This is a genomic window from Microbulbifer sp. S227A (assembly GCF_049800935.1).
In genome coordinates this window covers 266,678-289,036 of record NZ_JBNAFZ010000004.1, presented here as the reverse complement: position 1 = coordinate 289,036, position 22,359 = coordinate 266,678, and the positions used below count along the sequence as shown (strand labels likewise).

21 protein-coding genes are annotated in these 22,359 nt (G+C 62.5%); 4 read left to right on the top strand and 17 right to left on the bottom strand.

All coding sequences use genetic code 11. The features are described 5' to 3' along the window. Window positions 1–6 precede the first annotated feature (6 nt). On the top strand, window positions 7–696 hold the full coding sequence (locus ACP15R_RS11895; protein ID WP_424986625.1) for an SDR family NAD(P)-dependent oxidoreductase: 690 nt from the start codon (window positions 7–9) through the stop codon (window positions 694–696). Here the strand turns inward: ACP15R_RS11895 and ACP15R_RS11890 are convergent. From ACP15R_RS11890 to yajC, 10 genes are all read right to left on the bottom strand, one after another. Beyond that, on the bottom strand, window positions 693–1,235 hold the full coding sequence (locus ACP15R_RS11890; protein ID WP_424986624.1) for a DsbE family thiol:disulfide interchange protein: 543 nt from the start codon (window positions 1,233–1,235) through the stop codon (window positions 693–695). The genes ACP15R_RS11895 and ACP15R_RS11890 overlap by 4 nt on opposite strands. Then, the gene (gene ccmD, locus ACP15R_RS11885) at window positions 1,228–1,386 is read right to left on the bottom strand and encodes a heme exporter protein CcmD (protein ID WP_424986623.1); all 159 of its coding nucleotides are present in this window, start codon (window positions 1,384–1,386) and stop codon (window positions 1,228–1,230) included. Before ccmD ends, ACP15R_RS11890 begins: the two co-directional genes overlap by 8 nt. Further along, window positions 1,383–2,156 (bottom strand): heme ABC transporter permease, encoded by a 774-nt coding sequence (locus ACP15R_RS11880; protein WP_424986622.1) that lies wholly within the window; start codon window positions 2,154–2,156, stop codon window positions 1,383–1,385. Before ACP15R_RS11880 ends, ccmD begins: the two co-directional genes overlap by 4 nt. A 45-nt stretch (window positions 2,157–2,201) precedes the next feature. Continuing rightward, window positions 2,202–2,858 (bottom strand): heme exporter protein CcmB, encoded by a 657-nt coding sequence (gene ccmB / locus ACP15R_RS11875; protein ID WP_424986621.1) that lies wholly within the window; start codon window positions 2,856–2,858, stop codon window positions 2,202–2,204. Beyond that, window positions 2,855–3,469 carry a heme ABC exporter ATP-binding protein CcmA gene (ccmA, locus tag ACP15R_RS11870; RefSeq protein ID WP_424986620.1) on the bottom strand — a complete coding sequence of 205 codons (615 nt, stop codon included), beginning with the start codon at window positions 3,467–3,469 and terminating at the stop codon, window positions 2,855–2,857. The genes ccmB and ccmA overlap by 4 nt, the downstream gene beginning before the upstream one ends. Window positions 3,470–3,506: 37 nt before the next feature. Then, window positions 3,507–3,860, bottom strand: a complete 354-nt coding sequence (locus tag ACP15R_RS11865; RefSeq protein WP_424986619.1) for an Mth938-like domain-containing protein — start codon at window positions 3,858–3,860, stop codon at window positions 3,507–3,509. Window position 3,861: 1 nt separating this feature from the next. Continuing rightward, the gene (locus tag ACP15R_RS11860) at window positions 3,862–4,617 is read right to left on the bottom strand and encodes a sulfite exporter TauE/SafE family protein (protein ID WP_424986618.1); all 756 of its coding nucleotides are present in this window, start codon (window positions 4,615–4,617) and stop codon (window positions 3,862–3,864) included. Between the two features lie 79 nt (window positions 4,618–4,696). Next, the gene (gene secF, locus ACP15R_RS11855; protein WP_424986617.1) at window positions 4,697–5,665 is read right to left on the bottom strand and encodes a protein translocase subunit SecF; all 969 of its coding nucleotides are present in this window, start codon (window positions 5,663–5,665) and stop codon (window positions 4,697–4,699) included. A 1-nt stretch (window position 5,666) separates the two neighbouring features. Continuing rightward, on the bottom strand, window positions 5,667–7,328 hold the full coding sequence (secD, locus tag ACP15R_RS11850) for a protein translocase subunit SecD (RefSeq protein ID WP_424986616.1): 1,662 nt from the start codon (window positions 7,326–7,328) through the stop codon (window positions 5,667–5,669). Window positions 7,329–7,361: 33 nt separating this feature from the next. Next, on the bottom strand, window positions 7,362–7,646 hold the full coding sequence (yajC, locus tag ACP15R_RS11845) for a preprotein translocase subunit YajC (RefSeq protein ID WP_424986615.1): 285 nt from the start codon (window positions 7,644–7,646) through the stop codon (window positions 7,362–7,364). Window positions 7,647–7,865: 219 nt separating this feature from the next. On the opposite strand from yajC, the gene ACP15R_RS11840 reads away from it, so the two are divergent. The 3 genes from ACP15R_RS11840 to ACP15R_RS11830 all read left to right on the top strand — a co-directional run bounded on the left by ACP15R_RS11840 (window position 7,866) and on the right by ACP15R_RS11830 (window position 11,657). After that, window positions 7,866–9,563: a pentapeptide repeat-containing protein gene (locus tag ACP15R_RS11840; protein WP_424986614.1), complete on the top strand. Its 1,698-nt coding sequence runs from the start codon at window positions 7,866–7,868 to the stop codon at window positions 9,561–9,563. Between the two features lie 88 nt (window positions 9,564–9,651). Continuing rightward, window positions 9,652–10,944 carry a serine--tRNA ligase gene (gene serS, locus ACP15R_RS11835; RefSeq protein ID WP_424986613.1) on the top strand — a complete coding sequence of 431 codons (1,293 nt, stop codon included), beginning with the start codon at window positions 9,652–9,654 and terminating at the stop codon, window positions 10,942–10,944. Further along, entirely contained in the window at window positions 10,941–11,657 is a 717-nt protein-coding gene (locus ACP15R_RS11830) for a hypothetical protein (RefSeq protein ID WP_424986612.1), read from the top strand. Before serS ends, ACP15R_RS11830 begins: the two co-directional genes overlap by 4 nt. Before the next feature lie 35 nt (window positions 11,658–11,692). Here ACP15R_RS11830 and ACP15R_RS11825 read toward each other — a convergent pair whose 3' ends face one another. The 7 genes from ACP15R_RS11825 to ACP15R_RS11795 form a co-directional block, all read right to left on the bottom strand. Continuing rightward, a complete protein-coding gene (locus ACP15R_RS11825) occupies window positions 11,693–12,919 on the bottom strand; it encodes a hypothetical protein (protein ID WP_424986611.1) in 1,227 nt (408 codons plus the stop codon). A gap of 9 nt (window positions 12,920–12,928) precedes the next feature. Further along, complete coding sequence (locus tag ACP15R_RS11820; RefSeq protein ID WP_424986610.1) at window positions 12,929–14,734, bottom strand: cysteine peptidase family C39 domain-containing protein; 1,806 nt, start codon at window positions 14,732–14,734, stop codon at window positions 12,929–12,931. Next, window positions 14,721–16,325: a hypothetical protein gene (locus tag ACP15R_RS11815; protein ID WP_424986609.1), complete on the bottom strand. Its 1,605-nt coding sequence runs from the start codon at window positions 16,323–16,325 to the stop codon at window positions 14,721–14,723. The genes ACP15R_RS11820 and ACP15R_RS11815 overlap by 14 nt, the downstream gene beginning before the upstream one ends. 81 nt (window positions 16,326–16,406) lie before the next feature. Then, the gene (locus ACP15R_RS11810; RefSeq protein WP_424986608.1) at window positions 16,407–16,883 is read right to left on the bottom strand and encodes a hypothetical protein; all 477 of its coding nucleotides are present in this window, start codon (window positions 16,881–16,883) and stop codon (window positions 16,407–16,409) included. Between the two features lie 244 nt (window positions 16,884–17,127). Next, entirely contained in the window at window positions 17,128–19,977 is a 2,850-nt protein-coding gene (locus ACP15R_RS11805) for a hypothetical protein (RefSeq protein ID WP_424986607.1), read from the bottom strand. Between the two features lie 93 nt (window positions 19,978–20,070). Then, entirely contained in the window at window positions 20,071–21,561 is a 1,491-nt protein-coding gene (locus tag ACP15R_RS11800; RefSeq protein WP_424986606.1) for a radical SAM protein, read from the bottom strand. Beyond that, window positions 21,554–22,120 (bottom strand): type II CAAX prenyl endopeptidase Rce1 family protein, encoded by a 567-nt coding sequence (locus ACP15R_RS11795; RefSeq protein WP_424986605.1) that lies wholly within the window; start codon window positions 22,118–22,120, stop codon window positions 21,554–21,556. The genes ACP15R_RS11800 and ACP15R_RS11795 overlap by 8 nt, the downstream gene beginning before the upstream one ends. Between the last annotated feature and the right edge of the window lie 239 nt (window positions 22,121–22,359).

The following is a 22,359-nucleotide window of genomic DNA, read 5'->3' as shown; positions in this document are numbered from 1 at the left end:
GTCGGGATGACGCGCGTTGCATTGGTCACGGGCGCGGCGCGCGGGATCGGGCGCGCCATCGCCACGGATCTGGGACAGGATCACGCGCTGGCGATCACCCATCGTGACAGCGATCCTTCTGGCCTGCGGCGCGAACATCCCGGCCTGCTGGCCATCAAGGCCGATTTCACCGAAGGGGACGCCGCGCGGCAGGTGATCGACGCGGTAATCTCGGCCCACGGGCGACTTGATACGCTGGTGCTGAATGCCGGGGCGATCATGGAGGATGACGCGGCCAGCCCCGCCGATCTTTTCCAGGTCAATCTGTTGGCAAATGACGCCCTGATGCGCGCGGCGCTGCCGCATTTGCAACCGGGGGCGCGGATCATCGCGATTTCCTCGGTGAACGCGGTGCTGCCGGCCCTGTCGGCTGTGCTCTATTCCGCCAGCAAGGCGGCGCTGAACACATGGGTGCGCGGCATGGCCAAGAACCTTGGCCCCAAGGGTATCCGGGTCAACGCCATCGCCCCCGGCGCGATCAATGCCCCCGATGCCCCTCGCGACCCGGAGTTGACGCAGCTTTTCGTCGACAACACCGCGTTGGGACGCATCGGGCGCCCCGAAGACATTGCCAAGGTCGTGCGGTTCCTGGCCTCGGACGCGGCGGATTTCATCACCGGTGAGATCCTGACCGTTTCCGGCGGCTACCGGCTTTAGGGCCCGGCCTTTGCGGCCTCGATGGCGGGCCGCAGGGTTTCGTCGATCACCCGCTGCGTAACCGGCCCGGCGATGCGCAGCAGGATGGTTCCCGAACCGTCGATCAGATAGGTTTCCGGCACGCCGTAGACCCCCCAATCCAGCGCCATGCGCCCGTCGCGATCCGCGCCGATCCGGGCATAGGGATCGCCAAGCTCGGCCAGAAACCCCGTGGCATTGGCAGGTTCATCCTTGTAGTTCACGCCGTAGATCGGCAGCCCCTCATCGGCCAGCGCCTCGAGATTGGGATGCTCGACCCGGCATGGCGCGCACCAACTGGCCCAGTAATTGACAAGCTTGACCCCGTCTTCGCGCAGCGTGGCATCGTCAAACGGCACCTTGCCCGGCAATTCGCTCAGCACCACCGGCGGGGCCGGTTGATCCTTGCGCGCCGACGGCAGGGCCTCGGGGTCGTCGCGAAACATTCCCACCGCCGCCAAGAGCGCAAACCCCGCAAAGATCAGCGGCGGGGCGATCATCAGGGGTGAAATCCTAGCCATTGCGCGACATCCGTTTTTCCAGCTTGGCCATCTCGGCCCGCACCTTGCGTCCGCGCCAGATGCTGAGCAGCACCAGAATCGCCAGCAACAGCAGCGACGCCACATAGGCCGAGATCACCGTCTCGGCGTATTTTCCCAGATCGGGCATCATGCCCCTACCCTTTCCCGCGCCAGCAGCGCCTTGATGCGGCGGGCTCGAATTTCGGTGCCCGTGCGATACAACAGCAGCGCCACGAACAACAGCACGAACCCGATGATGCAGAGCAGCAGCGGATAGAAAAACACGTTGCTGACCTTTTCCTCGGTATCGGCTCCGGTGATGGCGGCGGTGCGCATGATCGACGCCCCCTGGTGCAGGCCCTGGTTCCAGAAATTCACCGCATAGCGCGACAGGATGGCAAAGACCGACCCGACAAGGCACAGCACCGATGTCAGGTCGGCGGCGGTATCCGGATTGTCGATGGCTTCCCACAGGGCGATATAGCCAAGATAGAACAGGAACAGGATCAGGAACGAGGTCAGCCGCGGATCCCATGCCCACCACGTGCCCCACATCGGCTGGCCCCAGATTGCGCCGGTGGCCAGGGCGATCATCGTCATGACCACCCCGATCGGGGCCGCCGCCCGCGCCGCAAGCGCGCTCACGTGATGGCGCCGCACCAGCCAGATCAGCGAGGTCGCCAGCATCATCAGCCACGCATTGATCGCCATCAGCGCCGAAGGCACGTGAAGGTAGATGATCTTGACGGTCGAGCCCTGCCGGTAATCGTCCGGGGTAAAGAAAAAGCCCCAGGCCAGCCCGACAACCAGGCACAGGATCGCCGCGCTCCAGACATATGGTTGAACCCGTTCCGACGTGGTCAGGAACTTTTTCGGGTTGGCGTATTCCCAGAGGGCATTGGCTTTGGATGCAAGTGACATGCTGCCTATCTAGTCCGAGTCGGGGGGCTTCTCAATTGACAAAGGTCAACGCAGGTTCACGCGCAGCACCGCGGCGCTGGCAAAGGGCAGCAACGCAATCGTCGCCGCCGTGATCCCGGCCAGCAACAACAGCGGTGTCGCGGTATCCATGCCCGACGCGCCGCGCCGTGCAACCTCTGCGCCAAAGATCAGGGTCGGCACATAGAGCGGCAACACCAGCAGCGACAGCAACAGCCCGCCGCGTTTGAGCCCGACCGTCAGCGCCGCGCCGAATGTTCCAATCACCGACAGTGCCGGGGTCCCGGTCAAGAGCGAGACAACCAGCCACCCATAGCCCGGCACCGGCAGGTTCAGCAGCACGCCCAGCACCGGCGCGGCCAGGACCAACGGCAGACCTGTGGTGATCCAATGCGCCAGCGCCTTGACCGTGACCACCGCTTCGAGCGGCAGCGGGGCCGTGGCCAGCAAGTCGAGCGATCCGTCCTCCCAGTCCAGCGCCAGCAGCCGGTCCAGCGACAACAGACAGGCCAGCAACGCCCCCAGCCACAGCACCCCCGGCGCGATGGTCGCCAGCAGCGAAGATTGCGGCCCGACGCTGAAGGGCACGAGCACGGTGACGATCAGGAAAAACGCCAGCCCCAGCCCAAAGCCGCCCCCGGCGCGAAACGCCAGTTTCAGGTCGCGCAGCAACAGGGCAATCACAGGAAATCTCCGTCGAAATCATCCACCGGGCGGGCGGTGGCCTTGAATGGCGCGAGATCGAGCATATCCGCGTCCAGCCCCAGATCGATATGGGTCGCGATCAGGGCGCTGCCGCCCTGTTGCAGATGCCCCCGCACCGCATCGGCGAACATGGCAACCGCCGCCACGTCCAGCGACACGGTCGGCTCATCCAGAACCCAGACCGGGCGAGCGGTAACCAAAAGACGCGACAGGCCGAGCCGCCGCTTCTGACCCGCCGACAGGTTGCCCGCATGACGGTCCGACAGTTCGACGAGATCAAACGCGCCTAGCGCGCCGTCGATCCCGGCTGCACCAAACACGCTCGCCCAGAATCCAAGGTTTTCGGCCACTGTCAGCGTCGGCTTGATCCCGTCAGAATGCCCGGCATAGGCGATGCGATCTTCGGCCCCGTCGATCTGCCCGGCCAATGGCGGCTGTAATCCGGCAATCGTGCGCAGCAGCGTGGTCTTGCCAATGCCATTGGGCCCGCGCAGCACCAGCGCCCGGCCCGGCGCGAGCGTGAACCGCACGGCTTGCAACACGGGCACGCCGCCACGTGCGATGGATAGGTCCGAAACAGACAGGGTCATGACGCGCGAATAACCGATTGACCGGCGGCGAAAAAGCCTAAACCGGCAGCAATGCCAACGCGATGCGCCGCCCTTCGGCAAGCAGCACGTTATAGGTGCGGCAGGCAGCGGGCGAATTCATCACCTCGACCCCGATACCGGCCGTTTCCAGCGCGCTGCGCAAAGCGGCGGGAATATGGGAAATCTCTGCACCGGTTCCGACAAGCAGCACATCAACCCTGCCGGTCATGGCCAGCAGGGGCGCGGTGTCGTCGAAGCCGTTCCATGCCCCGGGACCGTCCGGACCGGTCAGCACGGCCCCCTCGTGAACCTTACCCCCGATGCGAAAGAATCCGGGGCCATAGCCATCGACCGGCATGGCATTGCCATAGGTGATTTCGTTCAACCGCATGTCAGTGCTCCATTCCCCAAACCGGCAGCCCCACCATCGCCGCCGCAAAGATCAGCGCGTAGGCAACCGCACGATACAGCCGTTCATAGCCCGGAATGAAGAGCCTTGCGCCCAGAATGTTGCCGGCCATGCCCGGAATGGCGAGCAACAATCCGGTCAGCACCGGTTCCGGTGCGAGACGGCCCGCGATCAGCATCATGCACAGGATCGCGCAATCATAGAAGAACAGGTAAAAGGTCGTGTTCGACCGGATCACCCGCGCCGGATGCGGGCTTGCCATATAGGCAAAGATCACCGGAGGGCCGGGAATACCGGCGATACCACCCAGAAAACCCGCCGCCGCGCCCGTGCCGAACACCGCGCGCGGACGCAGCGTGCCGGAATAGCGCCACCCGAATATCAGCACGCCAAGCATGGTCAGGGACACGATGGAAACCAGGGTGCGAAACAGCCCCGGATCCAGCACGAACAAGGCCGCCAGCCCCAGCGGAAGCGCCAGCAACGTACCCATCACCAGCCGCATCAGGTCGCCGCGATGAGTGTCGGGGGCCGCGCGCCGCAGGATCGGCAACGGGCCCAGCACATCCATGGTGGCCATGGTGATGATTGCCGATACCGGGTCGAGCACGATCCCCGCGATTGGCAGATAGATCAACGCGGTGCCGAAGCCCGCAAATCCGCGCACCGTGCCCGCCGTCAGCGCGGCACAGGTCAGCAGCAGCAGGTCGGGTGTCAGCAGAGACGAGAGCGTTTCCATTTGCTGCAACCTGCACGGGACATGCCGGGATCGCTAGGGCCAGTTGCCAATGGCTGTGGCACCAGCATCCGGGCCGCGATCAGGCGTCGACATTTGCAAACTGGTTGCCCGAAGTGTTGCTGGGTTTCGACCAGTCGCGCTTGACCCCGAGATAGAGCAACACCGCCGAGGCCACGAAGATCGACGAATAGGTCCCGACGATCACGCCCCAGATCATCGCAAAGACAAAGCCCCTGATCACGTCACCGCCCAGCACGAACAGCGAAATCAACGCCAGGAGCGTGGTGATCGAGGTCATGAAGGTCCGCGACAGGGTTTCGTTGATCGACAGGTTCAACACCTCGGCAAGCGACTTTTTCTTGTATTTGCGCAGGTTTTCCCGCACCCGGTCAAACACCACCACGGTATCGTTCAGCGAATAACCGACGATGGTCAGCAGCGCCGCGATGATCGCGAGGTCGAACTTGATCTGCACCTCGGAAAAGATCCCGATCGTCAGGATCACGTCATGCACCAGGGCGATCACCGCACCGAGCGCAAACTGCCATTCGAACCTGAGCCAGATATAGACCAGCACCGCGCCAATCGCGAGCGCCACGGCGATGACCGCCGTCTGGATCAATTCGCCCGACACCTTTGGCCCCACGGATTCGACCGACACAAACTTGATATCCGGCGCGACCGTGACCAGCGCGGCCTCGACATTGGCGATGGTTTCGGCGGTTGCGGCCTCCTGGTCGTCCTGCGCCTGGATACGGATCATGGCAACGTTCTCGTCATCGCCAAAGGCCGGGTCGAAAACCTCGCTGATCAGGACATCGCCGATCTCGAGCGCGGCCAGCGCATCGCGATAGGCCCCTACATCCACCGGCTGTGCGCTCTCGGTCCGGATGGTGGTGCCGCCACGGAAATCGATCCCGTAATTCAGCCCGCGTAACATGAATGAGCCAAAGGCCAGCAGCATCAGCACCGCCGAGATCCCCAACCACAGTTTCCAGCGGCCGAAGAAGTCGAACGAGGTTTGCTCGGGTACAATTTTCAGACGCATGTCAAACCTCGATGGTCTTGGGGCGGCGGCGATCATACCACGTCACGATGATCAGGCGCGTGACATAGATCGCGGTGAACACCGATGTCAGGATGCCCAGCCCCAGGGTGATGGCGAACCCGCGCACCGGCCCCGACCCCATCGCAAACAGGATCACGGCGGTGATGAAGGTGGTGATATTGGCGTCGAGAATCGCGCTCAGCGCCTTTTCATAGCCCAGCTCGATGGCGCGGGCCGGTCCGCGCGATGTCTTGAGCTCTTCGCGGATACGCTCGAACACCAGGACGTTGGCATCCACCGCCATGCCCACGGTCAGAACGATCCCCGCGATCCCCGGCAAGGTCAGCGTTGCGCCGATCAGCGACAGCAGCCCGAAGATCAGGCCGATATTCAGGATCAGCGCGATGTTGGCGAACAGGCCGAACAGCCCATAGCTCAGCCCCATGAAGATCAGCACCGCGGCAAAGGCGACAATCGTGGCCACCTTGCCCGCGTCGATGCTGTCCTGGCCAAGCTCGGGGCCGATGGTGCGTTCTTCGAGAAACTCAAGCTCTGCCGGCAAGGCCCCGGCGCGCAGCAGCACCGCGAGATTGGTGCTCTCCTCGACGGTGAAATTGCCGGTGATGATCCCCGAACCGCCGGGAATATGGCTCTGGATCACCGGGGCGCTGATCACCTCGTCATCGAGCACGATGGCAAAGGGGCTGCCGATATTCTCCAGCGTGTAATCGCCGAACTTGCGCGCACCCGATGTGTTGAAGCGGAAATTCACCGCCGGGCGGCCATTCTGGTCAAAGGCGGGCTGTGCATCGACCAGTTCCTCGCCGGTGACGACCGGGGCGGCCTCAAGCGTATAGAACGCGCCCGGCTCGTCCAGCGACGGAACGATCACGTTGCCGACGCCGGGATTGGCATTGGCGTCGCTGCCGCGCCCGACCACCGGCTGAAAGGTCAGCTGTGCCGTGGTGCCGATGATGTCCTTGAGCTCGGATGCGCTGCCGATCCCCGGCACCTGGATCAGGATGCGGTCGGCCCCCTGGCGCTGGATCGTCGGCTCGCGGGTGCCCACTTCGTCGATGCGGCGGCGAATGATCTCGAGAGACTGGCGCACGGTGCGGTCATCGCTGGCCAGCTTTTCCGCCTCCGACAGGGTCACGATCAACACGTCGCCCTCGCCGCGCACCTCGATGTCATTGGCCCCGACACCGGTCAGGGTCTGGATCGGGCGGGCCAGTTCGCGCACCACTTCCAGCGCGCGGGCCATGCCCTCGGGCTGGCTGATCTTGACGCGAATCTCCTGCGGGTCGGACGGTTGCAGGCGGATCGTGCCGATGGTGGCACGTTCCGGGCGCAGCGTGTCGCGGATCTCGGGCCACATGGCCTGCATCCGGCTTTCATAGACATCCTCGACCTTGACCTCGGCCAACAGATGCGCGCCGCCCCGCAGGTCAAGCCCCAGGTTGACCAGCGCACTCGGCATCCAGTTGGGCCAGAGCGCCGCCTCTGCGTCGAGTTCCTGCGACTGGCCCTGCATCTCGATCGCGGCCAGCGCGTCGTTATGCGTCTCGACCCGCGTGTAGAACGCGTTGGGCAGCGCCAACCACAAACCGACAGCGCAGACCGACCAGATCAGCACCTTCTTCCACAATTCGAATTGCAGCATGACCCTGCCTTTTCCGAGGGGTGAGACGCGAACCTAGTTCGCCGGCTCGGTCTTGCTCACGACATTGGCGATGGTCGATTTGACGACACGCACCTTGACGTTCTCGGCCAGCTCGACCTCGACCTCGTTGTCTTCCTTGACCTTGACAACCTTGCCGATCAACCCGCCCTGGGTGATGATCTGATCGCCCCGGCGCACGGCTTCGACCATGGCCTGGTGCTGTTTGACCTTTTTCTGCTGCGGACGGATCAGCAGGAAATACATGATCGCAAAGATCAGGATAAGCGGGAGAAACTGGGCGAGTGCGCCACCTTCCATGAGATGTTCCTTTGTCTGAAGGGCGGACCCCGGCCCGCGAGTTTGCCGGAACCTATGCGCAGAGGCAGGGCATTGCAAGGCGCGGCATGTGCAGTTTTTGACAACCGCCCGACATGGCCCAGGCCACGCATCGCCGCAACGCGGAAACCCACGCCAGGACTTGCGGAGCGAGGCGCAAGGACGCCATGGTGATGACATCACGTCAATGAGGCCGCACGCGTGCAAACCTATCTCTCAATCATGACCCATCCGTTGCTCTGGGTGTTTCTATGTCTGCTCGTCGGGTTTTACCTCATCCTCTGGACTGCCGGGTTGGATGTGCGGCGACAGGCCCCGCGTACGATCTGGCTGCGTCGAAATTATCCGGCAGTGATCCTGACCGGCGTCGCGATCCTGGCAATCATCGCACTGACATTCTACTTGATCGAGATTGGTATCAGCGTCCGGATACTTGTGGACCGTTTGCGCGAAGCGGCGAAAGACCCATGGACCAGCACCAGCGAATTGCAAAGCCTCGCATCCGCCGTCGCAATCCTCGTCGGTGTGCTCGCGGCGGCGGCAACGATTCTCTATTCCTCGATCCGGGTCTGGATCAACGAGCGTACCGCCACGGCAACCGAGGAAGGGCTGATCACCGACCGGATCAACAAGGCGGTTCAGGGGCTTGGGGCGGAAAAGGTTGTGAACCGTCTGGGCCGCACGGCGCGCTATACGGTCGATGGAGTCGACGGGTCGTATTTCGAATGGATCGATGACCGACAAACCCCGCCGGACAATCCCGATGTTGTGGATGGTAAGGTCAAGCTGACTAACGATCCATGGAGTTCCTTTCCGGATACGCAACCCAATCTGGAGGTTCGGATCGGGTCCATCTATGCGCTGGAGCGCATCGCGCAGGACAGTGATCGGGATCATGTGCAGGTTATGGAAATCCTCTGCGCCTATATCCGGCAGAATGCGCCAGACACGCTGGCGGAACCGTTACCGGAAAAATGGCAGAAAGCGCTTGATGCCGCCGAGAACGACATCGCCTCAATACCTTCTCGTGTCGAAATGTTTGAATGGGCAACGAACCAGCAGAAACCGCGCGAAGATATTCAGGTTGCCCTGACCGTACTGGGCCGCAGAACACCCCGGCAGATCGCGTTGGAAGGACACGGGGATGCAGAGAGTGAATGGGTTGGCTATCGATTGGATCTGCGTAACTCGTGTTTGCAAAACGCTTATCTGAGGGACGCAAGCTTTGAAAACGCTCGTTTCAACCACACAAAGCTTCAGGGAGCGGATCTGAGCGTGGCGATGATGCAGGCGGCAGACTTCAGCGATGCGCAGATGCAGGGGACAAACCTAAGCAGGGCGAAAATGCAGAGGACGAATTTCCGCAGGGCGAAGATGCAGGGGGCCAACCTTTGTGGGACGAAAATACAGGAGGCGGACTTCCTCTCGGCACAAATGCAGAAGGCCGACCTCAGCGCGGCTCATATGAAGGAGGCAAATTTCCTCGGGGCAAAAATGCAGGGGGCAGACCTCCGCGGGGCGAAGTTTGAGGAGGCGGACCTCCGCGGGGCGAAGTTGCAGGCGGCGAACATAGTCGCGGTTGAGATGCAAGGCGCGGACCTCTTCGGGGCACAGATGCAGGGGACAGAACTTCACTGGGCGAAGAAAGACGCTACAACAAATTTCAGCAGTACCGCTCTGCGTGGGGCTTCGCTGAGGTTTGTTGATCTAAGTGACACAAATATTTCGCAAGAACAGGTGGATTCCCTGTTTGGCGATCAAACCGTGACCTTACCCAAGGGGCTGACGCGACCGGACTGGCCCGAGATAGATGAGGACGACATGACAACGTTCCGTGACAAATGGCGCGCGTGGCAGAAATCCATCGGGTTCGTTCTCGAGGATGCAAGCACTTGGTAACCGGCGCGCTCAGCCAACCGCGCTCTACCACAGGACGGGATGTTGGGGCATAACGCCCTAAACGACTCGCACGATCAAGGACAGACCCATGCATGACATCCGCGCCATTCGCGACAATCCTGATGCCTTTGACGCCGCCCTTGCGCGGCGGGGGGATGCGCCGGTGTCGGCGGCTTTGCTCGAGCTTGACGCCGCCCGGCGCGGCAAGATCCAGGCCAGCGAAGCGGCGCAGGCCGAGCAGAACAAGGCGTCCAAGCAGGTGGGCGCGGCCAAGGCCAAGGGGGATGAGGCCGAGTTTGAGCGGCTGCGCGCACTGGTTTCCGAGAAAAAGGCCGAAGTGGCCGCGATGCAGGCCGAGGCCAAGGCGCTGGATGCGCAGCTGACCGATCAGCTGGCCCGCATCGCCAATGCCCCTGCCGAGGATGTGCCGGACGGGGCGGATGAGGACGACAATGTCGAGGTGAACCGCTGGGGCGAGCCGCGCGCGTTTGATTTTGCCCCCAAGGAGCATTTCGACATCGCGGGCGTGGCGGCGTCGATGGATTTCGAACTGGCGGCCAAGATTTCCGGCAGCCGGTTTGTGATGCTCAAGGGCGCGGTGGCACGGATCCATCGGGCGCTGGCGCAGTTCATGATCGACACCCATGTGGACGAAAACGGGCTGACCGAGGTGAACTCGCCCGTGTTGGTGCGCGACGAGGCGATGTATGGCACCGACAAGCTGCCGAAATTCGGCGAGGAGAGTTATCAGACGACAAATGGCTGGTGGCTGGTGCCGACATCCGAAGTGCCGCTGACCTATTCGGTGGCCGGTGACATCCTTGAGGCCGACGCCCTGCCGATCCGCATGACGGCGCATACCCTGTGTTTCCGCAGCGAAGCCGGAAGCGCGGGCAAGGATACGGCGGGCATGCTGCGCCAGCACCAGTTCGAAAAGGTCGAGATGGTATCGGTCACGCATCCGGACGAAAGCGATGCCGAGCAGAAACGCATGTTGCGCTGTGCCGAAGGGCTGCTGGAACGGCTGGGCGTGCCCTATCGCACGGTGATCCTGTGCACGGGCGACATGGGGTTTGGTGCCAAGCGGACCTATGACATCGAGGCGTGGCTGCCCGGCCAGAACGCCTATCGCGAGATTTCGTCGGTCTCGACCACCGGCGATTTCCAGGCCCGGCGGATGAATGCGCGGTTCCGCCCCGAGGGCGGCGGCAAGCCCGAGTTCCTGCACACGCTGAACGGATCGGGGCTGGCGGTGGGGCGGTGCCTGATCGCGGTGCTGGAGAACGGTCAGCAGGCGGATGGTTCGGTGATCCTGCCCGATGCGATCGCGCCCTACCTGGGCGGCCGCAAGATGCTGACCGCGGACGGCACGCTGGCGTGATCGAGCGGCCCTCATTGCTGCCTGCGGTGCTGGTTGCGGCGACAACGCTGGCCTTTGTCACATCGCCCCTGCTGGTGCCGGAATTCGGGGGCTTTGAGCCCGACCTGTTCCCGGTGCCGCAGGTCAATGCACCGGTTCAGCCCGCCGGCTTTGCCTTTGCGATCTGGGGTGTGATCTATCTCTGGCTGCTGGTCAGCGCCGGTTTTGGACTGATCGCGCGGGGCCGGGCGGCGGATTGGATGCCGATGCGCCCTGCCCTTGCCCTGTCGGTTGGGATCGGTGCGGCGTGGTTGCCGGTGGCCATGGTCAGCCCGCTGGGTGCCACGGTGCTGATCTGGATCATGTGGGGCACGGCGATGGTAGCCTTGCTGCGCGCGCCGGGGCTTGACCGGTTGCTTGCACGCGGCCCGGTCGGTCTCTATGCCGGGTGGCTCACCGCTGCCGGTTGTGTATCAATCGGCCTGTTGCTGGCCGGGTACGGGCTGATGAACCAGACCGGCGCCGCAATCATGGCGCTGTTGCTGGCGCTGGCCCTGTCGGTGGCAATCCTGCGATTTGGCGGGAACTTTCCGGAATTCGGTTTCTCGGTGGTCTGGGCCTTGATCGCGGTGGCCGTGGCGGGGTGGGATGACGCGACCGTGGTGACGTGGCTGGCGGCAACCGGGGCCGGGCTGGTGGCGGGCGTGACACTGGCCGCTTCGCGACGCGGCTAGGGCGTTTCGCCCGCCGGACTTTCGCCACCTGGCCGTTACCGGGTCAGCGCCATCAGCCGCCGGTTTGCAATCTGCGACAGGGCCACGGTGGATTTCGCGATGCTGAGCAACACCACCACCGGCGCGACCGAAAACAGTGACGTCGAGACCAGCGAGTCCGACAGGGTGATCGACATTTTCTGAAACCCCGCCGCGATCGGAAACGCATATGAGGCAAAGATGATCAGAAAGGCGATGCCCATGCCCAGGTCCTGGGTCAACCGGAACCGCGCATGGGTCTCGCGCACCTTGCCCTGCATGTCGCCATATCGGCGCAGGCGGTCGCGCAGAACCTCTTTCTTGGCCTGCCGCAAAGCAACCGGGGCCAGGTGATCGTTTGACGCCCGAAAGGACAGAAATGTCTTTTCAAGCCGGGTTTCCGCGCGGTCATAGGCCACGCCAAGCGCGCGCAGAATGCCGCGGTCGCCGATGGTCAGGGTCACGATGATCAGCGCGACGATCACCCCGATCACCACCAGCGGCGAGATGAAATAGACGAAACACAACAACAGCAGAAAGCCGAAGATCACGGCCTCTTCCTCGCGCTTGCGATCGTTTTCGCGCAGGATCGACGTTACGTTGTTGACCGTCAGCGGGGCGTGGTCGGCGGGGCGATACTCGAACTGGAACTGTTCGCGCACCCGGATGAGCCCCTCTTCGCTGAGCGTCTTGCACCGCGCCCGCAGACCCACGGCAATCAACCCGATCCCCGCCGCCAGCGCAAAGATCAGCAGGAATGGCTCAATCGCCCGGATCTCGACCCCGCGCCGCACCGCGAAAAACAGCACGATGATCGACATCACCGACAGGATTTTCGAAAGCAGCCGATAGGCCTTCATCTCGCGTTGCTCGCTGTGCAGCAATGCGTTCAACCGCTTGGTCAACGCCGGGATGTCGGCGACATTGCCCAGAACGACACCGCGCAATTCAATGATGGAACAGCCGGTGTCGCGATCGGGCACCGGGAAAAGATGCACCCTGCGCCATGTGCCGGATGCCGGGTGCCAGCGCGCCAGCTCGCCCTGCCCGTCCCGGCACAGCAACCTGAGCGCATAGCCCGCCCGAGGCGCATCCTCGGGGTCATCGGTGACGGTCCAATGGGCGGCGGTGATGCTGCTGCCCTTGGGGTCGGAAAAGAACACATCCAGCGGCAGCGGCGCCAGTTCGGGCGGCACCGTCGCCTCGCGATAGGGCCAGATGTCACCAAGGATCGGATAGGTCATGCTCATCTCTCAGGCCGCCTCAACCAGTGTCAGCCGCCGCATTGTCAGGTGCCCGGCCCGGTCGACACCGGACTCTCGCAGCCGGCTTTGCAAGTCCTTGAGCGCCAGCCGCTCGCGGAAATCCCAGAACACCGGGAAATCGCCCGGCGCGCAGCTGTGCAGATCGCGCAGCAACGTATCCTCCAGCCCGCGTTCCAGAATGGCACGGGTATCCCGGGGCACCGGCAGCGTATTGCCCGGGCGGGCTTCGCGCGCGATCATCAGATGTTCGAAATCGGCCAGGGTGGCATCCTGTCCGGGCCCAAAGATGCGCACCGCCCCGATGGTCTCCGGGCGCAGGTCATCGGGAAGTTCCTCCAGGGTCTGGCGCACGATTTCGGCCATGATCAAACGCTGCTCGCGCACGGTGAGGTCCGGCTGCTGCAGGCTGCGCGTCAGGGGGGTGATGCCTTCGATGCGGGTCAGCCCCTCGGCCTGGTGCAGCTTGAGATCAACCGGACCCATCACCCGTTGCCGGCGCAGCGGCACCTCGCTCGCGGTCAGTTCGGAGACCGGCTTGCGCGCCGCCAGCCCCGGCGCGATGGTCATTACCCGGCGGAAATCAAGCGGCACGATCTGCATCGCGGCCAGGATCCAGAACATCAGCGCCACCGGCGGCAGCGCCCCGATCAGTACCGCCATGCCGGCAACCCCGATCACCGTCCATTTCGCGATCTCGCCAAAAAGGTCGGGCGCGGAGAGCGCGTTGAACATGTCAACGCCCAGCCCCAGCTTGCTATAGCGGCCAATGCCCTTGCGCACCGAGCGGCGGCACATCTTGACATCGTCAAGCTGAACCACAACCAGCAACAGACCGAACAGCAGCAGATGCGCCAGCGCGATGTAGGGGCTGAGGAAGCAGAGCAGCGCCGGCACCGCGACAAATGCCCCAAGTGCCGCCGGCACCTGTGACCGCTGCGGGATCGACACGCTCAGACCCCGGCGCAGGGCCCCCGACACCTCGTGTTCCGGGCGGCCACGAAAACCGCTCAGGTCGCGCCCCCGTACCGCCGTGCGCAGCACCCCGCGCCAGAGCCGGTTCTGGTTGCGGCGGATCCAGCCGTCCTCGCCTTCGAACTTGACCTGGTGCGCCACCAAAAGCAGCACGCCGCAGACCCCGATCAGGCCAAAGGCCATCAACAGCGACGGAAAGCTCGCCTGGTTCAGCACCAGATAGAGCACCGCCACAAGACAGAGCAGGATGGCGCATTCCAGCAGCCGCGTGGCAAAGCCGACGACGAACAGCGCGGCGGGTTCGATGCTGCGCCGCCTCGCCCCGCCGACAATCGCGGGACGCATGTGCCGCGCCGGCAGCGTGGCCGCGCCGTCAGAACGGTTGCCGACCTCAAGCAGGCTGCCGGAATAGAGGCTCGCGAAATCGGCGGCGGGGTAGAACACCGGCCCGACCGCCGGATCGAAAACCAAAACCCCCCTGGCCCCGGCGCGCAGCAACACCACGTAATGCTGCTGCTGCATATGCAGGATCGCCCGGCCCCGGATCTTGCGCAGGCTCCTGGCCGGCACCTTGAGCGCCTTGGCGGCAAAGCCCAGCCGGTCCTGGAAATAGAGCCGCAGCGCCTCTAGGCTGGTGCCGGTCCGGTCCGGGTCCATGTCCTCGACCGCCTGCACGGGATCCGCCGGCCGCCCCAGCAGGTTGGCCAGCGTCAGGGCACAGGCCACGCCGCAATCGGTGCGCCCGGTCTGCATGACCAGCGCGCGGCGTCTGGTCAGAAGGGTCCAGACGGATGCGATCCAGAAGAGGCTAGATTGAAGCATTTCGGGCCAACAGGAAGCTGAACAGGGACTGTCGCGCCAGCGGGAAGCTGAGATGCACGACCGCACCGGGAAGATGGTCGATCTGCTGGGCGGAGCTGTCGCTCACCCCTACCACGACCTGCGAAAGCACACCGCGCTTGATGATCTTGGAGGCCAACGATTCATTGCCCAGCCGGATGCCAAGCTCTTTGGTGTCCACGGTCGAAAAGTCGCGATCAAGCAGCACCGCGTCAAACAGGATGTCCGACCCCGTGCGGGTATCGCTGATCGAGCCGCGCACCGGCTGACCGGGACGCAGGACCACCGCATGACGGTTTTCGAGAAACCCCACGATTTCATGCGCGTCACCGCCCATCTCCGCATCGCGGGGCTTGGGGAGGTTGATCGCGGTTGTCACCAGCACCGGCAGGTCATTTTCCGCGCGCGCAGATGTCGAGACCACGGTTACGCGCGCCTCGGGCGGTTCGGCAAATTCGGCAAAGATCGAGATCAGGTCAAAGGATCCGGCGGTCTGCCGGTCGATCCGCACCTCGCCGATGGCAAGCCCCGCATCCCCCAGCACCCGCCGCACCGCCGCCTCATCCGCCGGGAGCGGCACGCTGATGCTGCGCCCCCCCAGCATCAGGTCGATCGCACCGCTCACGGGCGCGCCATAGACCAGCGCGAACAGCCCGGCCACATCCTTGCCCGTCGCCAAAAGCCGCAACGCATCGCTCTTGTCCACATCGGCGCGACTGGCCTGAAGCGTGCGCATGTCCAGCGTCAGCCCATCCGAAACCGCCACCTGTGGCACCACCGCCTTGGCCAGGTAACGGGCCTCGGCCTCGGAACGGGTGGTTGCGCGCAACACGTCCAATTCGCGCATCTGCATCTTGAGATTGTCCAGCCGTTCCGTCAGGATCTCGACCTCGGCGGCATCGATGGAGTTGTCATATTTCAGGTCGTTCAGCGTCTTGACCATGTCCAGAACCATCTTGTCCGAGGAGAACTTGGTCCCCTTGCTGGTGATCACCGCCAGCCGGTCGCCCTGGATATCGTCCAGCATCGAGGCCAGTTTCTGCGCCGGAAGTGCCGACACCTCGCCCGAGCGTTTGACCAGGTCTTCGAGCCGCGCGATCTGTTCCAGCCGGGCTTCGTTCAACTGGTCGATGTCCGACACGCTGTCCTCGGTAAAGGATTGCAACGCCGCCAGAACCGCGGCGGTGTTTTCGCTCAGGTCCATACGCGCCGCCAGCCGCTCGGTCGTCGCCACCAGCTTGGCGCGATCCCGGCCCAGGTCCACTTCCAGTTTCGAAACCTGTTCAAGATGGTCGCTTTCGATCTTGGCCAGTTCACGCCGCATCGTACCTTCCAGCAGCGTGTTGTTCGCAACCGCCGTGCGGTCGACCACCGCCGTGACGATCTGCCCAGGCAGGAACCGCCCGTCCCGCGAAGGGTAATGCACCACGATCCCCGGTTCTGTCGCCCGGATCGTCCGCACGCCGCCCGGATTGACCACCAGCCCGAACCCGTCGACGGAAAACGACACCGGTACATAGAACACCCCAAGCGCCGCAAGCAGCAGGCCAACGGAAACAGAGAACAGTTTCATGATCTTACCCCCTCCAGCTCATGTGCCAACCGGGTTGTGGCGCGCACCGCCGACCGGTTGTATGGTGATCTGTGTGCCATGTCAGAGCGCCTCCGGATCGAGTTTCCTGGTGTGGTAATCGGCAATGACCGAGCGCAGGATTGCCATCAGGGTCATGATATCGGTTTCGATTTCAACCGCCGGCGGAATCTGCGGCTCGTCTACCGCCCGCACCCCATCCGCATCTATCAACAGCGCGCGCCGGACGCGCCCGTCGACCAGGAATGCCACATGCCATTGGTCGCGTCCGGTCTTGGCCAGGTTCTCCGCGTGAAAGAACCGGGGCAGCAGTTCCTCGATCATCAGGTCGAGCTTGTCCGGGGTGCTCAGGGTGTTGAACTTGACCCGGTCATTGATGTCGCGGTCAAAGGCCGTTGCCGCATCCAGCGCCGGCCGGAAACAGGCGGCAACCCGCGCGCCATCCGGCTCGACCCGGATCGTTGCCCGCCCGGCGGCAATCGCCTTGTCCAGCGACATGGATTTTACCGCGTATCCCGATGCCTGGTCGATGAACTGCATGATCGTGCCTTTGTCGCGTTGAAATCCTGATACCCATGTTTACGGGTATCGGTTGTTAAACAGAAAATGCAGGGCCAATGCCGGTCCTGCATCATGGGCCGGTCGTGTCATTCCAACGGGTCCGGCCAGAGCGAACCTGCCCGCAGGGAACAGGTCCGGGGCGTGCGAGCGCGTTTGCATCTGGTCACGCGGGGCGAAGTCCTTGCAAGGTCCTCGCCCCGCGCCCCATCAGCTAAGCACTCTCTCAGACCCCCGCGTCGAGGTCGTCCAGACCGCCGGCAAGGTCGGCACCGAAGAAGTCATCTCCGTCTTCGCCGCCAGAGCCGCCCCCGGCATCCACCGCGCAGGCATCCGTGCCGCAGGCGTCGGTTTCATCCGAGCCGCCATCCGCGCCGCAGGCAAACCCGGCTGCCGCCGGCACACCTTCGTCGCCCTCGTCGCCCTCGTCATTTGGCGTGAACTCGTCACCTTCGTCGCCTTCATCGACGCCGGCTTCGTTGCCTTCGTCGTTTTCATTGCCCTCGTTGCCTTCGTTGCCTTCGTCTTCTCCGGCACCGATGCCCTCGTCGCCTTCGTTGCCTTCGTTGCCCTCGTTGCCTTCGTCGGCGCCGGGCTCGTCACCCTCGTCGCCCTCGTTGCCTTCGTCGCCCTCGTTGCCTTCGTCGGCTCCGGGCTCGTCACCCTCGTCGCCTTCGTCGCCCTCGTTGCCCTCGTTGCCCTCGTCATCGGGGCTGCCGTCTTCATTGCCCTCGTTGCCTTCGTCGGCTCCGGGCTCATTGCCCTCGTCGCCTTCGTTGCCTTCGTTGTTTTCGTTGCCTTCGTCGGCGCCGGGCTCATCACCCTCGTCACCTTCGTTGCCCTCGTCGCCCTCATTGCCTTCGTCGACGCCGGCTTCATTGCCCTCGTCACCCTCGTTGCCTTCGTTGCCTTCGTTGCCTTCGTCCTGGCCGGCCCCGATGCCTTCATCGCCTTCGTTGCCTTCGTTGCCCTCGTTGCCTTCGTCATCGATGACGTTCTCGTTGCCTTCGTCGCCTTCGTCATTGGGCGTGGCATCCTCGTCGCCTTCGTCGCCCTCGTCGCCTTCGTTGTTCTCGTCGGCTTCGTCGCCTTCGTCGCCCTCGTCCTGTTCGTCGCCTTCGTCGCCTTCGTCGTCTTCGTTGCCTTCGTCGTTTTCGTCGTCCTCGTCGCCTTCGTCACCCTCGTTGTTTTCGTCGTTCTCGTTGTTCTCGTTGTCCTCGTTGTTCTCGTCGAACTCGTCGCCTTCGTTGCCTTCGTCACCCTCGTCGCCTTCATTGCCTTCCGACAGGGTGCCTATGTCTTCGTTGCCCTCGTCGCCTTCGTTGCCTTCGTCATTCTGGCCGATGATGGCAGGCTCGTTGCCCTCGTCATCTTCGTTGCCCTGGTTGTCTTCGTCGCCTTCGTTGCCTTCGTCACCCTCGTCACCCTCGTCACCTTCGTTGCCGGTGAACACGCCTTCGTCGCCTTCGTTGCCTTCGTTGTTCTCGTTGCCTTCGTCGTTTTCGTTGCCTTCGTCTTCCTCGTCGCTCTCGTTGGCTTCGTCGTTTTCGTCGCCTTCGTCGCCCTCGTCACCCTCATTGCCTTCCTGCAGGGTGCCAACGTTTTCGTTGCCCTCGTTGCCCTCGTTCTCGTTGTTGTACACGTCAGGATCTACGAGCACTTCGTTGAACTCGTTGCCTTCATCTCCCTCGTTGCCTTCATCATTTTCGATGTCTTCGTTGTTTTCGTCGCCTTCGTCGCCTTCGCCACCTTCATTGCCCTCATCGCCTTCGTCGTCCTCGTCGCCCTCGTCTTCGAAGTCGAACAGGCTTTCATTGCCCTCGTTGTCCTCGTCGCCCTCGTCGCCCTCGTCGGCTTCGTTGCCCTCGTTGCCTTCGTTGTTTTCGTTGCCCTCGTTGTTCTCGTCGCCCTCGTCACCTTCGAAACCGTTGCCTACGAGATCGTCGACAACCAGGGTCTCGTTGCCCTCGTTCCCTTCGTCGTTTTCGTCGTTTTCGTCATTTTCGTCGTTCTCGTTGTTCTCGTCGTTTTCGTTGCCTTCGTCGTTTTCGTTGTTCTCGTCGGCTTCGTCGCCCTCGTTGCCTTCGTCTTCCTCATTGCCTTCGTCGTCTTCGTCGCCCTCCTGGAGCGTGCCGACATTCTCGTTGCCTTCGTCGCCTTCGTTGTCTTCGTCGTTCTCGTCGCCTTCGCCGCCCTCGTTGCCTTCGTCGCCCTCGTTGTTTTCGTTGCCTTCGTTGCCGTCGTTCAGCTCGTCGTTTTCGTCGCCTTCATCGCCTTCATCGTTTTCGTTGCCTTCATCTTCCTCGACGTTTTCGTTGTTCTCGTCGCCTTCGTTGCCTTCCGCACCTTCGTTGCCTTCGTTGCCTTCGTCGTCTTCGTTGCCCTCGTCCTCAAAGTCGAAAGCACTTTCGTTGCCTTCGTTATCCTCATCGCCTTCGTCGTTTTCGTTGCCTTCGTTGTTTTCGTTACCTTCGTTGTTCTCGTTGCCCTCGTTGCCTTCGTCGCCTTCGTCTTCCTCGTTGCCCTCGTTGCCTTCGTCGCCTTCGTTTCCTTCATCGTCTTCGTCAAAAGCAACCGTTTCCTCGTTGCCTTCCGTGCCTTCGTTGCCCTCGTCGCCTTCGTCGTCGGCGGCTACGGTTTCGCCGCCCTCGTCACCTTCGTTGCCCTCGTCATCCTCGTCGCCTTCATTGGCCTCGTCGTTCTCGTCGCCCTCGTCGGCTTCGTCGTTTTCGTTGTTCTCGTCGCCCTCGTCGCCTTCGTTGTCTTCGTTGTTCTCGTTGAACTCGTCGTTCTCGTCACCCTCGTCGCCTTCGTCGGCCTCGTTGCCCTCGTCGTCCTCGTTGCCCTCGTCGCCTTCGTCGTTCTCGTTGCCCTCGTCGTTTTCGTCGCCCTCGTCGTCTTCGTTGCCTTCGTCAGCTTCATCGCCTTCATCACCGGAATTCTCTGATTGTTCCGCATCCGGAATCGGCATGCCGCCGTGAATTTCCGCCGCCTCCTGTGCAGTCAGTTCGATGATGTCTTCGGCCTCGGCCTGAATGGTAGCCGTCGTGGACCGCAGAATTGCGAAAAGATTCATGTCTTGGTCTCCAATATCAAAAATGAAACAACCCGCAGGTCGCTCCCTTTGTGCAGGGCCAACTATTGGCCCGCTTTTTTTGTTGTGAGCGCCCTAGGCGTCCGCCTGGAGCGCGTGATGAACCGCGCCCACGGAATCCAGCGTGTGCCGGTTGCCCGTGAGCAATCCATCGTCGTTGACCGTTGGACTGTTTTTCTGATGCCAGTCGTCATCCGTGACGAACCCCCGCGCTTTCGCGCGAAGAAACAGTTGCTCGGCCATGTTGAATTTCAAACTCGGGCAAGGCAGCTTGCCCGCCTCTCCCGATGCATAATCATTGTGTACAAATTTGAATGCACAGGCCCCACCGCAGGACGGCAAGAGCTTGCAGTTGCCGCAAACATCGTTCTCAAAAGGCGACCAGTTGTTCCACATCGCCTCGGTGCCCGCGTCCTTTTTGCGGGAATTGCCCATCACGCTGCCGACCCGCAGCGTGGAATCCATCACCGTGTCCCAGCATTTGTGCAGATCGCCATTGGGCACGACGACATAGCTGTTGGGTTTCACCGCCGTACACATCCCCAGAAAGCGCGGCATGCGCGGCATCGCCATCAGACCCTTTTCAAAGGCGAGCGCCTGAAGACGGTTCTCGACATCCGCGTAGTCGGTCTTGGACAGACAGCTGTCACAGCCCCCGGCGTTCTCCGCGACGCTTTCCACCGGTGCGAAATAGACTGAAACGCCGGTCTTGATGCTCAGGCCGTTCTGGCTCAGAACATCCAGCACCGCGCGGGCGTCGCGTTCGTTCTGGCCATCGATATTCACCCGCACCGACACCGTCAGCAGCTTGCGGGCGGTCACCGCCTTGATATTGTCGATGATTTTCTGGAACGTGCCGCGCCCCGAGGTCAGGTGACGGCGGCTGTCATGCGCGGCCTCGTCGCCATCGATGGTGATCTGCACCCGCGAGACCCGCGCCTCTTTCAGCTTTTCCGCCACCGGTACGGTCATCTTGTAACCGTTCGAGATCATCATCGAGCTGTATTTGATGCCGTGATCGTCGCAATAGCTGATCGCCTCGGCCGAGATATCCCAGATCGCCTCCTGGTCCATCAAGGGTTCGCCACCATACCAGGTCAGGTGAAAGCTCTTCTTGCCCGCCAGCCGATCCAGCACGAAATCCTTGGTCGCCGCCCGCACCTTGGGGGTCATCTTGGTGAGCGGTTTGTCGAGGCCCTGGAAACAATAGTGACAGCCGAAATTGCACGACAATGTCGGCGCGATGGTGAGCATCATATGCCCGTCATTGTGGCGTATCCGGTTATAGCTGGCGCGCACGACCTCGCGCTCATCCGCATCGGCGTTGAGCACATAGCCGCCTTGCACAAAGCCACGATAAACCGGCGAGAACGGCATGGACCCCGCCAAACCAAGGTTGTTCCAGAGCGCAAAATCTTCGGCATCCCAGATCGAAAACGACTGTGACACGGTGTTATAGGCCAGGTGCCGCTGGTGTTTGAGTGGCACCAGGATCGTATAGCGCGAAGGCTTGATACGGGTCGCCCCATCCGGCGGCGTGTCATTGGAAAATTGGCCATCAGGCATAGCGCGCCTCCCTTGAGGACGGAGCAAAGAGCATGAAAACCAACATCGACAGAGCCGCCGATGCGGTCATGAAATATATCGAGTACGGCCAGAATTGCCCCTGGGACAGGCCGAGCGAAAGGACTTTGCCGAACAGGATCAATGTCACCCCGTGCAACGCCGCCACGATCCAGATGTTAGTGCCGATCAGGCGCAGCGTCAGGTAATAGATTCCTGACCCCGCGGCGATCATCGCCATCGGCAAACCGGCAGGCAGGTGGAAAATCAGCAACGCCAATGCCGAGATGACATAGACCGGCAGGGTGTCGCGCCCGAACGCCCGGATGACCGCCTCGCGAAAGAACAACCCCTCGGCAATCACAACCAGCAGGACCTGGGTCAGCAGGGTCTGCATCACCATCTGTGAATTGATCGGATTGATGTCGATCTGCACGAGTGCAAAACCATAGGCGACCGGCACGATCCAGAGCAACGGCCCCAGGCACGCCCCCAATACGGAACGCGGCCATGACCAGTTCAGCCGTTCGCGTCCATACAGGGGATCTTTGGAGTAGTGCATTGTCGTTATTAGGTCACTTCTCAGCAGAAGCAGGGCACAAATCGCAAGCGCGCCGTATATGAGTGTTGGCGTTTCGCTCGGATTCAATCCGAACACACCATGTCTGAGGGTTTCGGAAACCCCGACGAATATGAAAAAAGTCATGGCATAGGCGACTTGCATCGCTGCCTCCGGCAAAAAACAACTCATTCAAAACACCGCAAGTTTGCGGGAGGGCTTAACGTTTTGTAAAGACTTTT